15 protein-coding genes are annotated in these 16,362 nt (G+C 51.4%); 6 read left to right on the top strand and 9 right to left on the bottom strand.

Going from position 1 to position 16,362, the window contains the following annotated elements; all coding sequences use genetic code 11:
- Positions 1-127 precede the first annotated feature (127 nt).
- From cshA to DP119_RS10060, 5 genes are all read right to left on the bottom strand, one after another.
- Positions 128-1,618: a degradosome RNA helicase CshA gene (cshA, locus tag DP119_RS10080; protein WP_112233063.1), complete on the bottom strand. Its 1,491-nt coding sequence runs from the start codon at positions 1,616-1,618 to the stop codon at positions 128-130.
- A gap of 336 nt (positions 1,619-1,954) precedes the next feature.
- Positions 1,955-2,650, bottom strand: coding sequence for an alpha/beta hydrolase (locus tag DP119_RS10075; protein WP_112233062.1), 696 nt, complete (start codon positions 2,648-2,650; stop codon positions 1,955-1,957).
- On the bottom strand, positions 2,647-4,005 hold the full coding sequence (locus tag DP119_RS10070) for a UDP-N-acetylmuramoyl-tripeptide--D-alanyl-D-alanine ligase (protein WP_112233061.1): 1,359 nt from the start codon (positions 4,003-4,005) through the stop codon (positions 2,647-2,649). The genes DP119_RS10075 and DP119_RS10070 overlap by 4 nt, the downstream gene beginning before the upstream one ends.
- A gap of 13 nt (positions 4,006-4,018) precedes the next feature.
- Positions 4,019-5,089, bottom strand: coding sequence for a D-alanine--D-alanine ligase (locus DP119_RS10065; RefSeq protein WP_112233060.1), 1,071 nt, complete (start codon positions 5,087-5,089; stop codon positions 4,019-4,021).
- A gap of 124 nt (positions 5,090-5,213) precedes the next feature.
- A complete protein-coding gene (locus DP119_RS10060; RefSeq protein ID WP_112233059.1) occupies positions 5,214-5,984 on the bottom strand; it encodes a hypothetical protein in 771 nt (256 codons plus the stop codon).
- A gap of 157 nt (positions 5,985-6,141) precedes the next feature.
- On the opposite strand from DP119_RS10060, the gene DP119_RS10055 reads away from it, so the two are divergent.
- Positions 6,142-7,326, top strand: coding sequence for an FtsW/RodA/SpoVE family cell cycle protein (locus DP119_RS10055; protein ID WP_112233058.1), 1,185 nt, complete (start codon positions 6,142-6,144; stop codon positions 7,324-7,326).
- Between the two features lie 40 nt (positions 7,327-7,366).
- Here DP119_RS10055 and DP119_RS15840 read toward each other — a convergent pair whose 3' ends face one another.
- Positions 7,367-7,510, bottom strand: coding sequence for an Lmo0850 family protein (locus DP119_RS15840; protein ID WP_167399213.1), 144 nt, complete (start codon positions 7,508-7,510; stop codon positions 7,367-7,369).
- Positions 7,511-7,792: 282 nt separating this feature from the next.
- Between DP119_RS15840 and DP119_RS10050 the strand changes: the two genes are divergently transcribed.
- From DP119_RS10050 to DP119_RS10035, 4 genes are all read left to right on the top strand, one after another.
- On the top strand, positions 7,793-8,113 hold the full coding sequence (locus tag DP119_RS10050; RefSeq protein ID WP_068872067.1) for a metal-sensitive transcriptional regulator: 321 nt from the start codon (positions 7,793-7,795) through the stop codon (positions 8,111-8,113).
- 28 nt (positions 8,114-8,141) lie between these two features.
- On the top strand, positions 8,142-8,363 hold the full coding sequence (copZ, locus tag DP119_RS10045; protein ID WP_068872065.1) for a copper chaperone CopZ: 222 nt from the start codon (positions 8,142-8,144) through the stop codon (positions 8,361-8,363).
- Positions 8,364-8,429: 66 nt separating this feature from the next.
- A complete protein-coding gene (locus tag DP119_RS10040; protein ID WP_112233057.1) occupies positions 8,430-10,817 on the top strand; it encodes a heavy metal translocating P-type ATPase in 2,388 nt (795 codons plus the stop codon).
- A gap of 140 nt (positions 10,818-10,957) precedes the next feature.
- On the top strand, positions 10,958-12,145 hold the full coding sequence (locus DP119_RS10035) for an MFS transporter (RefSeq protein ID WP_112233056.1): 1,188 nt from the start codon (positions 10,958-10,960) through the stop codon (positions 12,143-12,145).
- Positions 12,146-12,181: 36 nt separating this feature from the next.
- On the opposite strand, the gene DP119_RS10030 is transcribed toward DP119_RS10035, so the two are convergent.
- The 3 genes from DP119_RS10030 to DP119_RS10020 all read right to left on the bottom strand — a co-directional run bounded on the left by DP119_RS10030 (position 12,182) and on the right by DP119_RS10020 (position 14,857).
- Positions 12,182-12,508: a DUF5658 family protein gene (locus DP119_RS10030; RefSeq protein WP_112233055.1), complete on the bottom strand. Its 327-nt coding sequence runs from the start codon at positions 12,506-12,508 to the stop codon at positions 12,182-12,184.
- 78 nt (positions 12,509-12,586) lie between these two features.
- Positions 12,587-13,441, bottom strand: coding sequence for an SDR family oxidoreductase (locus tag DP119_RS10025; RefSeq protein ID WP_112233054.1), 855 nt, complete (start codon positions 13,439-13,441; stop codon positions 12,587-12,589).
- 126 nt (positions 13,442-13,567) lie between these two features.
- Positions 13,568-14,857 (bottom strand): MFS transporter, encoded by a 1,290-nt coding sequence (locus tag DP119_RS10020; RefSeq protein ID WP_112233053.1) that lies wholly within the window; start codon positions 14,855-14,857, stop codon positions 13,568-13,570.
- 226 nt (positions 14,858-15,083) lie between these two features.
- Here DP119_RS10020 and DP119_RS10015 point away from each other — a divergent pair, with 226 nt between their 5' ends.
- On the top strand, positions 15,084-16,313 hold the full coding sequence (locus DP119_RS10015; RefSeq protein ID WP_112233052.1) for a helix-turn-helix domain-containing protein: 1,230 nt from the start codon (positions 15,084-15,086) through the stop codon (positions 16,311-16,313).
- The last annotated feature ends 49 nt before the right edge of the window (positions 16,314-16,362 follow it).

Below are 16,362 nucleotides of genomic sequence, written 5' to 3'. Positions count from 1 at the left end.
CTCTTCATCTATACGTTTCATGAACCGGAACGTTTCATTTCATTGTACCTTATTCCGAAACGACAAAAAAGACGGAGAATCGGCAGTTGCTGCCGGTCCCCCGTCTTGTAGTCTTGTGGATTGGATTTTAGGATTCGTGACGGCGAGTGCGTCCAGGACGCCCTCCCCCTGAAGGACGGCCTGAGTCACGGCGGCCTTTATAGCCACCGCCGGACGAACGTCCGCCGCCGCTCTTGCCTTTGTATCCTCCGCCGGAACGTCCGCCACCTTTACCTTTGTAGCCGCCACCGCCGCGTGATGGCAATGGGCGCTCTTCAGTAATTTGGACTGGAGCATCTTCCGGATCTTTCGTCAGCGTTTTAAGCGCTGCTGCAACCAAATCGACTGCGTCGTGTTTTTCCAGCATTTCCGCTGCAAGTTCACGGTAGCTGCCGAGGTTGTTTTTCTCAGTCATTGTTTCCAATTGTTCCATCGCAACACGCTGTAGGCCGATGACCGCTTCATCAGCAGTTGGAGGAACTAGAGCTTCCATTTTTTTCTTCGTCGTTCTTTCGACGATCGACAGGTAGCCCATTTCGCGCGGTGTAACGAAAGTAACGGCTACACCTTTTTTGCCTGCACGGCCAGTACGGCCGATGCGGTGGACATAGCTTTCAGGGTCTTGCGGGATATCGAAGTTGTATACGTGAGATACGCCTGAGATATCAAGACCGCGTGCCGCTACATCAGTTGCAACAAGGATGTCGATTTTGTTTGCTTTGAATTGCTTCAAAACAGACATGCGCTTCGCTTGGCTAAGGTCGCCGTGGATTCCTTCTGCAAGGTAGCCGCGGAGGTTCAACGCTTTCGCCAATTCGTCAACGCGGCGCTTCGTGCGTCCGAAGACGATCGCAAGTTCCGGCTGCTGAACGTTCAACAAGCGGGAAAGGATGTCGAATTTTTCGCGTTCTACGGATTTCACGAAGAACTGCTCGATGTTCTCGACAGTCATTTCTTTCGACTTGATCTTGACGATTTCAGGCGTCTTCATGAATTTTTCAGCGATGCGGCGGATCGGATCCGGCATTGTAGCGGAGAACAGAAGCGTCTGACGGGTTTCAGGGACATTCGACATGATGGACTGAATGTCTTCGATGAAGCCCATGTTCAGCATTTCATCAGCCTCATCCAACACGAGCGTATTGACGTTTTCAAGCTTCAGCGTGCGGCGGTTGATATGGTCAAGCAAACGACCAGGCGTGCCGACGATGATTTGAGGGCGGTTTTTCAAAGCGCGGATCTGGCGGCCGATTTCCTGGCCTCCGAATACGGATAGGATACGCACGTTTTTGTCTTTACCTAGGTTGTAAAGTTCTTCAGAAACCTGGATCGCCAATTCGCGTGTCGGTGCAATGACCAAACCTTGCACATTTCCGTCGCGTGTATCGATTTTCTCGATCAACGGAATACCGAAAGCGGTTGTTTTACCAGTACCTGTTTGTGCTTGCCCGATAATGTCTTTGCCTTCCATGCCCAGGCGGATTGTGCCTTCCTGGATAGGTGTCGCTTCCTCGAAGCCCATACGTCTTACGGATTTCAATGTTGTTTCGCTGATGTTTAATTCTGTAAATTTAACCAAATTTTTTCAATCTCCTTTTGTCTTCATCTTATTTACAAATGGTACACATTTTAGATGAATTTATGACAAGGTCGAGCCTTTATTAAGAACTTTCACGTCGAAAATCATGCTCTGGAGTTTTAAGTCAGAGGGGATGTGTGAACAGGAAAAGCTCGGTCGTTGCCGAGCGGTCTGCACAGCGGGGTTGTCTTCCCCAGTAAGTAGAACAAACCGTTTATGCTCAAAAAAAACCTCTTCACGGAGGAAGAGTGTCTCAAAAATGTATCCATTGCTCTAAACAGAATAACACGCTTCACCTTGACATGCAATTGATATGCAAAGGTTCCAATTATCAGTTTACTGTTCCTTGCGCATGAACTCCAAGACTTTCGGAAACCATTCATCGGCGTCGTCGCTATAGCAGATCAGATGCTTGCCGGTTGCCGAGTGATAAAGGTGCTTTTCCCCGGAACCCAGATGGTCATAAATGTGCTGGGCTGCGGACGGCGGGACGATGCCGTCTTTTTCCCCTTGGACGATGAAGGCCGGCACATCGATCAAGTGGTAATACGGTTCCACTGTTTTGACAACACGCAAAAATTCGACAGTCGAACGGAGCGGGGTATTGCGGAATTTGTATTCATATAAATGGTACAGCGCATTTTGGGTGATCCGTTTGCTGATCAAATCGCGCAGCGCTCCACGCACTTCTGCCCGCATCTGCACCGGGCTGATATATTTTACCGCGGCACTCAATAACACGAGCCGGTCGATCTTGTAGCGCATCGACAGATAAAGTGCAATCAGCCCGCCCATCGAGAAGCCGACGATGATGACGCGGTCGGCTTTCGCTTTCAAACGTTTCAGCGCAAGCTCCGCTTCCATCATCCACACTTCAGCACTTTGCGTGCCAAGTTCCAGCTTTTCGCCATGCCCCGGCAATGTCGGGATCTCGATTACCCAATCCGTCTGCTCCGCTAAATAGTCAGCGAACGGCTCGACCTCGAACGGGCCTCCGGTAAACCCATGGATGCACAGCACACCGGTTTTCATTGGCCGGTAAACGGTTCGATGACTTTTTCCAGCGCCATGCCGCGTGAACCTTTAACGAGGACAGCTGTATCTTTCTTGACGTTTTTCTTCAACAGGTCGATGATCGGGCCATAATCGTCTTCACTCCACAATAACTTCCCTTCATAAGAAGCGGCTAGTTTATCATAAAGCCATTTCATGCGTGGGCCATACAGGCAGACGCCTTCGAGTTCCGGGCCGATTGAACCGGCCAGCTCTTCATGGAAGCGCTGCTCGTGTTCGCCAAGTTCCAGCATATCGCCGAGCACTGCCCATTTCGTTTCTTTCATCGTCGTCTCCCGGATGAAATTCAATGCCGCTTTCACGGAAGTCGGCGCCGCGTTGTATGCATCATTAATGAATACCGCACCGTTTTCTGCAGGGACCAGCTGCATGCGCATATCGGTCAGCGCTGCATTTTTCAATGAGCGGCGGATCTCTTCTTCCGTCAATCCGGCTTCTAGGGCGATCAAGATCGCCGGCAAGGTGTTTTTCACTTGGTGTTCGCCGAGCACAGGGATGGAGAACTTCGCGTCGATGATGCCGTTGACCAGGAAGCTGCTGCCGTCTTCCGTCGCTTTGATGTCGGTCACGCTCAGTTCATTATCCGGGCCGAAGCCGAACGATACCGCTTGGGTAAAATCTTCGACAAACGGCAGTAATAGCGGCTCATCGCCGTCATAGAAAAGCTTGCCATGCTGTTCGAGCCCAGCGACGATTTCGAACTTCGCCTCGGCGATACCTTCTCTCGATCCGAGGTCCTGCATATGCGCTTCGCCGATATTGGTGATGACCGCGTAATCCGGGCGTGCGAGCTCTGACAGGAATTGAATTTGCCCGAAGCCGCTCATGCCCATTTCAAGGACAGCGTATTTGGTATCTTCATCCAAAGACAGGATCGTCAGCGGCAGCCCCAGTTCATTATTGAAATTGCCTTGTGTTTTCTGCACTTTATAGTATGGCTTCAAGACGCTCGCGACCAGGTCCTTCGTCGAGGTTTTGCCGTTGGATCCGGTAATGCCGATCACGGTCGCCTTGAGTTCATTACGGTAGGCGCGCGCCATTTCCTGCAATGCCTTTTCGCAATCGTCAACGATCAATAGCGGCAAATCGGACGGCGGTTCGGGTTCGTCGCGCTGCCATAATGCAGCGGCAGCCCCCGCTTCGATCGCGTAACGGACGTATTTATGCCCATTGGCATTTTCGCCGCGGAACGGAATGAACAAATCGCCCGGCTTCAGAGTCCGCGTATTGATCGACACGCCAGTCACTTCAATCCCTTTTAAATTCGTCTTGATGTCCAGCCATCCGGCTATCTGTTCAATCGGTTTTTTCATAGGTTCTCCCCACTCAATCCATTTTAAATTGCAATAATTGTTTTTCTTCAAAACGTTCGATAGCAAGTTCGATAAGTTTCTCGATGAGGTCCGGGTACTCGAGGCCCGTATGCTGCCACAATAGCGGGAACATGCTGTATGGCGTGAAGCCCGGCAAGGTGTTGACTTCGTTGATGATGATCTCGTGGCTATCCGTCACAAAAAAGTCTGCGCGCACAAGCCCTGCACAATCGAGGATCTTGAACGCTTTTTTCGCAGACTCGACAAGTTCTGCGTAAACCGCTTCGGGCAGTTCCGCCGGGATGATCATCGCCGTGTTGCCGTCTTTGTATTTCGCCTGGTAATCATAGAATGCTTTCAGCGGTTTGATTTCGCCAGCCACCGAGCATTCCGGCTCATCGTTGCCGAGCACGCCGACTTCGATTTCACGGCCGGCCACGCCTTGTTCGATGACGATTTTCCGGTCGAATTTAAGTGCTTCCTCAACCGCGGCAATCAGTTCTTCGCGTGATTCGGCTTTGCTGATGCCGACACTCGAACCAAGGTTCGCCGGTTTGACGAATACCGGCCATGCCAGCTCCCGCTCGACTTTATCCAGCCATAGGTCCTGTCCGTTTTTCCAATCGCGGCGCAGGAAATAGACGTAAGGCGTCTGGTTCAACCCGGCTTGTTCGAACAATTGCTTCATGACCACTTTGTCCATTCCCGCCGACGAGGCCAGGACGCCATTGCCGACGTACGGCAAGTTCATCACTTCAAGCAAGCCTTGCACCGTGCCGTCTTCCCCGTTCGGCCCGTGAAGGAGCGGAATGATGACGTCGAGCGCCGGCTCCTGGCCAGTTGGAAGGAAACTGGAGATGTCGTTTTTACGTTCCTCTTCGCCCGGCAACTGAAGCTCTTCTATAGTAGAAACCGGTCCGGCCAAAGGAGTGCCTTTGCGCCATTCGCCTTCTTGCGTAATGTAGATCGGGTATACTTCATATTTATCAAAATCAAGCGCTTTCGAGAATGCGCTCGCTGTTGTCAACGATACTTCGTGTTCAGCGGATTTGCCGCCGTATAAAAGCCCAATTCGTTTTTTCATTAGTGACCCTCATTTCGTTTTGCATATTGCTTAGTTTATCACGAACGCTGTCAGCCGAAAAATCTTTTTGTCAGCAGCTGTAAAATCGCCCCAACTAAAAATGATACCCGCGTCTTACCGAGTATCATTTCCAGCCTTTTTGTTTTCGGTCGTAAACAATCCGTCCCGATAGCGGCTTGCGGATCGTATCCCCGAGATCTTCCCAGAACTCGTCCATGAAATCGATTTCCCCGACGGTCCGGACATGAAGTTCAATCGTATTTTTCGTTTTTTCGGGATCAGCCAGCGACAGCAGCACCCCTTCGCCCATGTCCATGCGCAGCTTATGGAATTGCTCTTTCGGCAGCTCCGGGATCAAGTCCTTCATCCGGCGGCGGAAAAAATGCTGGCCATTCGTTTCTTTGCGGATGATTTGCGTAAAATGATTAGCAATCAATGCGCCGAGTTTTTCCATGCGCCGGAAATAGATCTTGGTCCATTCCTTTTCCTCACCTGCCAAATACACGTACTCGTTTTGCAGCGTCGTGAAGAACGGGCTTTTCACCGGTTCTTTTTTATGCCCCAAGTAGAGAAGTTCCGCCTGCTCCTGGGGAGTCAATGAATTCAATTGCTTTTCACTGCGGAAATCCACCCAGCAGAACTCGCTTTTCCGATTGGAGCGGGCCCTTTTCAACTGACTGTATTCTTCCTTTGTCGCGAAGTCCAGATGGGTGTGCATATTAAAAGAAGCTTCCTCATACGGATGCTTCAAGAGCAATAAATTCTCCGGCATGTCGACCGCCTCGAGAAAGTGTCCAAAGCCAAAACCGCTGAAAAGCGCCATTCTGTCCGCTTCGCTCACATAGATATATAAATGCTGTATGTAAAAATCCGCCTTCAACGGTTTTTTCTCCATGTGCCCCACTCCATTTCCTCTCTCATTATACGGCTTGGGCGCCGGTTAGGAAACATTCCTGTTTTCAAATCGTCATTACTTTTTGCATGCGCACAAGTTTGGCATATGCTGTATAATGATGGGCGTTATAGTTTAAGAAAAGTATGGGTGAATTGATATGCAAACTAACAAGAGCTTTTCCGATCGTTTCGATTGGTCGCTCACCTTTATATTGTTCCTGTTTTTCATCGTCAGCTTGGTCGCGATCTCTTCTGCCCAGACTTCCGGGCAGTACTTGACCAATTTTGTCCCGCGCCAGGCGCTGTTCTATATCGTGTCGGCCGGGATGATCGCTGTATTGATGTACTTCGATACCGACCAATACAAAAAGATGGCGTATTATTTGTACGGGGCGGGCCTATTGCTCTTGTTCGCCCTGATGGTCGCACCGGACGGGCAAGGCCAGATCGCGCAGCCGATCAATGGCGCAAAAGCGTGGTTCCACACGCCATTCGTCAATATCCAGCCAGCCGAGTTCATGAAAACCTTCTATATTTTAGCGCTCGCGAAAATGATTTCTTCACATCACGAACATCATTTGCTGAGCACCATCAAAACCGATTTATTATTGCTCGGGAAAATTGCCGTGATGCTGGCGATGCCACTTGGCTTCATCCTGCTCCAGCCTGACCTCGGAACAGCGCTTGTGTTCATTGCCATTACGCTGGCCATCGTGGTCGTCTCGGGCATCTCTTGGAAAATCATCTTGCCGAGCTTCGGCGGTGTCGCGCTCGTCGGCGTCATCTTATTGTGGATGACACTCAATATGCAGGAATTGCTTGGGCGCTTCGGCTTGAAGCCTTATATGTTCGAGCGCATCTACACATGGCTCGACCCCTACTCCTACGCAGAGTCAGGCGGCTATAACCTGATTGCCGCCTTGAATGCGATCGGTTCGGGCGAAGTGTTCGGAAAAGGCTATCAAGGCCGTCAAGTGTACGTGCCGGAAAACCACACCGATTTCATCTTCACCGTCATCTCGGAAGATTTCGGGTTCATCGGGGCAAGTGCCGTGATCATTTTGTTCTTCATGCTCATTTACCATTTGACGAAGATCACGCTTCAATTCAAGGATACGTTCAGCACCTATGTATGCGCAGGGATTATCGCGATGATCACTTTCCATGTTTTCCAGAACATCGGCATGACCATCCAATTGCTCCCGATCACCGGGATCCCGCTTCCTTTCATCAGCTACGGGGGCAGTTCCTTGATCGGCAATATGCTCGCGCTCGGCGTCGTCTTCAGCATGCGGTTCCATCACAAGAACTATATGTTCGACCGGTCGCGGCAAAATTCATGAAGCAAATAAAAACTCCGGCGCATTGGGCGTCGGAGTTTTTTTATGAAGAATGGGATGATGCTTGCGGCGGTTGCGGCAATGCCAGCGTTTTGCTCAGCTCTACACGGGATTTCGTTATCTTCGCCTGGACGCCAAGCTTTGCAAGATTTGATACGATGTTGCGGATCTCTCCATTTTTAATCATCCATGATCACCTCTTTAAGAGTAGTTGTTGCTATTTGGACGTGTGCAGATCTCGCTGATGTGACTGTTCCGTTCGAAATAGTTGACTTTTCTTTATCTACGTATATAATACCATCATTTCAAGGTTTCAAACGTATCAATTTGATGACAAATGCAAAGCTTGAGTTAATCTCTTGAAACGCATACCCCCTTAAGGTATACTGAAGCTGTAATCGTAAATAATTCACTTATCGATTGAATAAAGCTGGCGAATGATTCGCCGTCAAAAATGGAGGGGTTTTGAATGAGTGAAGCAATCGAAGAAATGCCAGCCCCGGATGCCTGCAGAAAAAGCCATCACCCCCCTTCGGTCAAACGCGATTTGACGAATCGGCTGAATCGCATCGAAGGGCAAGTACGCGGCATCAAAGGCATGGTGGACCGGGATGTCTATTGTGATGACATCATCACCCAATTGGCTGCCACCCAGTCTGCATTGAACAGCGTGACGAAAGTGCTGCTTGATGGCCATTTGAAAGGCTGCGTAAAAGACCGCCTGGCTTCAGGCGATGAAGAGATCCTGGACGAACTGCTCGTCACGTTCCAAAAGTTGATGAGAAAGTAATAATATAAATACCAAGGAGGAATTTCCCATGAAAGAACAAGTCCATTTGCAAGTAAGCGGCATGAGCTGCCAGCATTGTGTAAAATCCGTAGAAGACAGCGTCGGTGCATTGTCCGGTGTCGAAAAGGTGGATGTTTCACTTGAGCAAGGCGCAGTCGATGTCACGTATGACAGCGCAAACGTGGATGTGGCGCAAATCGCCTCTGCTATCGAGGACCAAGGTTATGATGTAGCGGCATTAAGCGAATAACTGCGGAAACGCAGTTATTTTTTTCAAAACTATATACCCCTATAAGGTATGAAGGTGGGATTATACATGGCTACTAAACAAACGGAACTGCCGATTACCGGCATGACTTGCGCGGCTTGCGCAAACCGGGTCGAGAAAGGCCTGCAGAAGCTGCCCGGCGTATCATCCGCAACAGTCAATTTCGCAACCGAAAAAGCATCGGTCAGTTTCGATGATGAACAATCCGATCTGAAGGATTTGCATCAAAAAGTCGAACAGCTCGGCTATGGCATACAGCAAGAAGAAGTCGATTTCTCGATCCAGGGCATGACGTGCGCGAACTGTTCTGCACGGATCGAAAAAGCGCTGAACCGAATGGAAGGCGTCGAAAACGCGACCATCAACCTCGCCATGGAAAGCGGGCACGTCGTCTACAGCCCGGGCACCTTGACCCCTGAAGCTTTTGTCCAGAAAATCCAATCGCTCGGCTATGACGCCGTGCTTGAGCAGGACCAGCAGGAAGCGACCGATTACAAGGAACAGGAAATCAAGAAAAAGACCCGCCTGTTCTGGATCTCAGCCGCTTTCTCATTCCCGCTCCTATGGACGATGTTCAGCCATTTCACGTTCACGTCCTGGATGTACGTCCCGGATTTCCTGATGAATCCGTTCGTCCAATGGGCGCTTGCGACACCGGTACAGTTCTGGGTCGGGGCGACTTTCTATAAAGGCGCCTATTTCGCATTGAAAAACAAAAGCGCCAATATGGATGTCTTGGTCGCGCTCGGTACATCGGCCGCCTATTTCTACAGCGTCTATCTCGTCCTCGCCAACTTGGGGATGGGCCATAACATGGGCTTGTATTTCGAAACGAGTGCCGTATTGATCACCTTGATCGTCCTCGGGAAAGTATTTGAAGCCCGTGCGAAAGGCCGCTCGTCCGATGCCATCAAAAAACTGATGAAATTGCAGCCTCAGCACGCACTCGTTGAACGCGGCGGGGAATTCATCAGCGCGCCCATTGAAGACGTCAAAGAAGGCGATGTCCTGCTGATTAAACCGGGGGCTTCCATCCCTGTCGATGCGGCCGTCATCTCCGGAAGTTCCGCGGTCGACGAATCGATGCTGACAGGCGAAAGCTTGCCGGTCGATAAAACGGAAGGCGACGCCGTATACGCCGCGACCGTGAACGCCAATGGTTCCCTAAAAGTTCGCGCCGATAAAATCGGCAAAGATACCGTACTGTCGAACATCATCCGCGTTGTCGAACAGGCTCAGGGCTCGAAAGCGCCAATACAGCGGCTGGCCGACCAGATTTCCGGCATTTTCGTCCCGATCGTTGTCGGAATCGCGATCGTGACCTTCCTCGTCTGGTACTTCCTGGCAGCTCCCGGGGATTTCGCAGCGGCGCTGACCAGCACGGTTGCCGTTCTCGTCATCGCCTGCCCGTGTGCGCTCGGGCTCGCCACCCCGACTTCGATCATGGCTGGTTCGGGCCGCTCCGCTGAACAAGGCGTACTCTTCAAAACAGCGGAATCGCTGGAGACGACGAAGCATATCGATACGATCGTGCTCGATAAGACCGGTACCATCACAAACGGCAAGCCGGTCGTCACCGACTTCGTTCCGGCTCCGGATATCGATGCCGAGCGTCTTAAACGGCTCGTTGCCAGCGCGGAAAGCGAATCCGAGCACCCCGTCGCACAGGCAATCGCTGACTTCGGTTCCGCCGGCCTTCCGGTCACTGGATTCGAAGCAGTCCCTGGACACGGCATCAAAGCGCAGGTAGATGGCCAGGACGTTTGGGTCGGCAACCGCCGCTTGCTCGAAGGCTTGACGGTCGATGAACAAGCTGCCGAACGATTGGAACAAGACGGCAAAACCGCCATGTTCATCGCTGTCGACGGAAAATATGCCGGCTTGATCGCCGTTGCGGATACAATCAAAGACTCCGCGAAAGCCGCTGTCGAAGAAATGAAACGCATGGGGCTCCGCGTCGTCATGCTGACCGGTGACCAGCAGCGCACTGCTGACGCCATCGCAAGGCAAGTCGGTATCGATGAGGTCGTAGCGGGCGTCCTGCCTGCTGAAAAAGCGGGACATGTGGCGAAATTGCAAGAACAGGGCCGTAAAGTCGCGATGGCAGGCGACGGCTTGAATGATGCGCCGGCGCTTGCGACTGCCGACATCGGCATGGCCATGGGCACCGGCACTGCGATTGCCATGGAAGCCGCAGACATCACCTTGATGCAAGGCGATTTGATGCGTGTCGCGGATGCCGTGCGCATGAGCCGCCTGACCGTCCGCAACATCAAGCAGAACCTGTTCTGGGCGCTCGCCTATAACTCGGTCGGCATCCCGATTGCCGCTGCCGGGTTCCTTGCGCCTTGGCTCGCAGGTGCAGCGATGGCGTTCAGTTCCGTTTCCGTCGTCATGAACGCATTGCGGTTACAGCGCGTGAAATTGAATAAATAAAGGATTCCAAAAAGCTCCCGGCTGCCATCAGGCAAGCGGGAGCTTTTTCATTGCCCCTCTTTTTGCCGCTGCCGTTGTTCTAAGAGGCAAACAAGAGTAAAATGAAAACAATAGTCTTTGCAGAAAGCAGGAATTCCTTTATGAAGAAAACCATTCTATTGCTCATGTCCGTCCAGTTTTTCGTCTATCTCGGCTTCGGCTTGATCATCCCGATACTCCCTGAAGTGGTCGTCCAGCAAGGATACGCGGACATCCATGTCGGGGGATTGATCACGATATACGCACTGTCTTCCTTCTTCACCGCACCGTTATGGGGCAAATTATCCGACCGTACCGGCCGCAAGAAACTGATTTTGGTCGGGCTTGCCGGATTCGCGCTCAGCTTTTTCCTGTTCTCGCTGTTTCTCGATAACCTCGTCTTGCTGTATATGTCGCGCATTATCGGCGGCCTGTTCTCGGGCGCACTTTATACAGCCATCACGGGATATGTCGCGGACATCACCACAGATGAAGAGCGCAATAAATACATGGGCCTTCTCGGTATGTCGATCGGTCTTGGCTTCATTTTTGGCCCGGCGATCGGCGGCTTGCTCGGGGCAGTCTCCCTGTCCTTGCCGTTCACCGCTTCAGCTGTCCTTGTCCTGTTATTGATGGCCTATGCCAGCATCGTCTTGAAAGAACCGGTCCGCAGGGGCGAAGCAGTCAAGCGCAAGCTAGTGCCAAAAGGCGCCAGCACACTTTGGCAATACCGCATCCGTTATTTATTCCTGTTCTCTTTCATGGTGACTTTCCTGCTCGCAGGATTGGAGTCGACGTTCCAATTGTTCCAGATTGACCAAATCCAGATTACCCCGCTCCAGCTTGGGTATTTGTTCATGGCATCAGGCTTTGTGGATGCTGCCATCCAAGGCGGTGTTGTCCGGCGCGTGAAAAACGGCACGGAGACGCAGTGGATCATCGGCGCACAGATCGTCACCGCTCTAGGCTTGGTGCTGTTGCCGTTTACGACCAGCCTGGTGTTTGCGGGCGTCGCACTCAGCATCTTCACTGCCGGCAATGCCCTCGCGCGCACCGTACTCGTCTCGCTCACTTCCAAAGAAGCTGGCGGCAAATACGGGACAGCGGCGGGCATGACCTATTCGATGGATAATCTCGGGCGCATCATCGGGCCCTTGTTTTTCACTTGGCTATTGACGATGCAATCGGGCGCGATCTATTACCTTTCCGGCGCGCTTGCCATCTTCAGCATTGCGCTGATTGTCCTTTTCAAAGCTTCGAAAAAATCATTGCGCTATACGGAATCAGAAGCCGGCCAGACCCCGGCATAGAAAATCCCCAGACAGCCCAGCTGTCCGGGGATTTTTTTATAGATACAATAAAACGATCCAGATAATATGCAGCGATAATATGCCGACATATACGAAATTGGCTGCCAAAAGAAAATAATGCCAGACCCGGGATTCAAGCCGCACGAGCGGAGTGAAGAGGAACGCGGCAAGGCAAGCGGATAACAGCAGCTTAAGCATAAAGATCGCAAGCGGCGGCAACCCACTGAGTAGCGGATTCGCCTCTTCGATCGCCCCTGCCAACAGCCCCCAATAAGTTAAAAAACCATCCGTTAAATTCAATAAGGCCAATGTCCAGATCGGTTTCTTCAATGGTGTTCTCAATTGCTCAGATATGTCACGCACCTCTCCTCCTGTAAATTATTTTTTTTATGGATAAAAAAGGCATTCGATCAGTTCGGCTGATCGAATGCCTAAAAATACTTAATATGGCGTGCCTCCATTTATGTGAAGCACTTGGCCTGTCACGTAAGATGAATCGTCTGAAGCCAAGTAGACATATCCTGGGGCCAGTTCATCGGGCTGTCCCGGCCGCCCGAGCGGTGTGCCGCTTCCGAATCCCTCGACCTCTTCCGCCGGGAAGGAAGCCGGAATGAGCGGTGTCCAGATTGGGCCGGGTGCGACGCCGTTGACCCGGATACCTTCTTTTGCGAGCGATCCGGACAAGGCGCGGGTGAACGCCAGAATCGCGCCTTTCGTGGAAGAATAATCAATTAAGCTTGGCTCGCCGCGGAATGCGGTGATCGATGTGGTATTGATGATCGAAGCGCCGGGCTTCAAATGATCCAGTGCGGCTTTTGTCAGGTGGAACATGCTGAAGACATTGGTACGGAATGTTTTCTCCAGTTGCTCCGCCGTGATGTCCTTTAGCGATTCCTGTACATGTTGCTCTGCGGCATTATTGACCAGCACATCAAGTTTCCCGAACTCCTCGATCACTTGCGAAATGACTTGTTTGCAAAACGCTTCATCGCCGATGTCCCCATCGATGAGCAAGCATTTGCGCCCCTCTTTTTCGACGAGCTGCTTCGTTTCCTTGGCATCTTCGTGTTCATCCAAATAGGAAATCGCTACGTCTGCCCCTTCTTTTGCAAAAGCGACGGCGATGGCTCGGCCGATCCCGCTATCGCCTCCGGTTATGAGAGCAGCCTTGCCAGGCAAGCGCTGCGAGGCACCCGCCAGATTTCCCTGGAAATCCGGGCGCGGTTCCATTTCCGTTTCGAAGCCGGGCTGGCGGTCTTGATGCTGTGCCGGGACTTTTTCCACTTTGTCTTTCATCGTACACCTCCACCTTTCTCGAGTGTTTTGTCTCCTTCGCTTTTCCCCTTCCACGTTCTCCTAAAACATGGAACTGCCTGGAGGCAAAAAAAAGCCGCCCTATGGAAATAAGGCGGCTTTATTGATTCAGGACAAAACTTTATGCATCGGCTTTTCCGCAAGTTCCGGATAGGCTTCCCGGATGATGGCGGGGCGCATGCTGTAAGCCGTCAAGATCAACAGGCACAGGCTGCAAGCCCACAAGACGTATTGTGCAGGCACCAGGTCGTAGAGCAAGCCGAACAGCAAATAGCCGAGTGGCATCATGGCCATCGCCATCGATTCCAGGATGCCGAAGACGCGCCCGCGGTATTCTTCGTCGACATCTTTTTGCATCATGACCCCGATCGGTGTATTGACGAAGACATTGGAGATGCCGAACGCCAGCATCAACACGAGCAGGTAGATGACATTGCCCCAATAGGACAAGCCGGCGACAAGTGGCAGGGATACAGCCGCAAGGAGCAGTGACATGGCGATGATGGCACGCTTGGAAAATTGCAGCGGGAATTTGACTTCTTTTCGCACCGAGAAATAAATCGATGCCAGCAGCATGCCAAGCGCAATCATCGCTTCGATAAAGCCGAAATGCGTCGCTTGCACTTGCAATTGCTGGACCGCGATGAACGGCAAGCCGATCATCAAAGCGGAGAAGAAGAAGTTCAAGCCGACTGCCGTCGTGACGATCACGGTGATGACGCGGTTTTTCCGCAAGTAGGCAGCCCCTTCTTTCATGCCCTGCCAGACACCTTGCTTGTCTTCCGGAGTTTCCGTTTCAATGCGTCTCGTATAGAGCCGGAAGTTCATCGTCGCTTCGAGAGCGGCTGCGAGGGCATAGGCTGTCACCTGGATGAGCAGGAAGACATTCATCGATACGAAGCCGAATAGCATCCCCCCGATGACCGGCCCGCCGATTGTCGCGATGGCGAGTGCTGACTGGTTATAGCCCATCGCTTTTTGGATACGGTCGGGGTCGATCAAGTTGGCAATGGAAGACGAAAAGGCGACGCTTGTGAACATGGAACTGACGGAAATCAACGCGGTCGCTGTGTAGATCGCTGCCAGCGACAAGCCGTTCGACATGCTGTAGAGCAATAGCCCGCCCACCGACAGCATGCTCGCCGATTGTGATAAGAGCACGACCGCTTTTTTCGGGTAATTGTCCGCTACATAACCGGCAAATGGCGCAAACAAAGTCCGTGGCAGGATGCTGCAGATCAAGTTGATGGCGAAACTGGCGGCGGAACCGGTCAAGGCCAGGACGTAGAGGCTGATGCCGAATGCGTAAACCGAACTGCCGAATGTGGAAATCAATTTGCTGATGGTGAAGGTGTACAGATGGTACGTAGCCTGTTTGATTTTACCCGCTTCGTTCATGTTGTTCGCTCCCTTTTCAATAAGTTTAATTTAATTAAACAAAATATATCATCATTTTATTCGCATCGCAAGAAAAAGTTTAATATAATTAAACTATATTTTTAAATCAATTCCGGCACGCAGCATCCGGCTGGTTTACAATGAAAGTGAAAATCGCATTTCTAAAGGAATTGGCGGATGCATGAAAGCATGGCGTTACTAATATATGAAAAAAGCAGGTGGGTTCATGGCAACTTTGGGGGAACGGATTAAACAAATACGAAAACAGCAAGGCCTGACCTTACAGGCCCTTGCCGGGGATGAGCTGACGAAAGGCATGCTCAGTTTGATCGAAAACAATAAGGCAAATCCATCGATGGAAAGCCTTTCCTATATCGCGGAACGCCTCGGGATCGACCGCACGGAATTGCTTCAGGAAATGCCGACGGCCGAGCTTCGCGCATTGCTCGATGAAATCGAAGAAAAGCGGCGGAAAGTCTCAGGGACGGATGAGCAGATGCTCGCAGCCTATGCGGAAATTGCAGAGCGGATCCATCCTTATGTGGACAAGCTGCCGTTCCGCTATGAATCGGCACGGTTGCTCGAAATTTACAGCCGCTGCTGCTATCACACAAAACGCCATGACTGGAAAGACGCGTTCGACCGTGCGGAAGCAATTTATGAGCAATTGCATTTGATCAATTCCGTCGCCGACCTCCACATGTTCCGTGCGTTGATGAAATTCACGGAGCACCAATATACGGAAGCTTTGGCATCGTTGCAGGAATCGCGCAAGTTTATCGAAGAGCAATCGGGCAGCCTCGATCCGCTGAAGAAACTGGACTTCGACTATTACGAATCGATCCTATATTCCGCGACTGGCGACAAGGAAAATGCCCGCCGCTTGATGGAAGAGGCGATTGCCTATTCCAAAGAGCATCAAATCTTCTACCAGATCAATGCGCTGTACCGGCTGGCCGGCTTTGAAGCCTTGCTCGATGGGGATTTGGAGCGGAAAGATTATTTCATCGGCAAACTAAAGCTTTTCGCGGATTTTTCGGAAGACCCGGAAATCGCCGCTTATGCCAACGCCATCGAAATCCAATTTTTCAATTCGTTCACACACGAATATGAAAAAGCGGACAGGCTGCTTGAAGAAACACGTACCTTGCTGGACGAAGAGGATTTTTATTTCTTGGAAAAAGGCAAGGCACTCTTCGGCATGGGGCGGATCGAGGAAGCGCTTGAGTGCTTCAAGCAGCATCGCATGAACCTCTTTATCCACCATCCGTACGACCTGTCGATGCATTATGAAAAAGAAGCCTATATGGCGCTGATCTATGAACAACTGGGCGATCACGAACAGGCAAAAGTTTATGCACAAAAAGCGAAAGAGTTGATCGAACCGATGCCGGATCTCCCATATAAGCGCTTCATCCTGGAAACCTACCGGAAGATTTCCGGCCAGGCCGGTTAAAATCAAAATGCCATGAAAAAACGGCAGGAGACATGTGTCTCCTGCCGTT

It is taken from the genome of Planococcus maitriensis (assembly GCF_003289925.1).
Classification (GTDB): Bacteria; Bacillota; Bacilli; order Bacillales_A; family Planococcaceae; genus Planococcus; species Planococcus maitriensis.
This window is presented reverse-complemented; position numbering and strand designations above follow the sequence as displayed.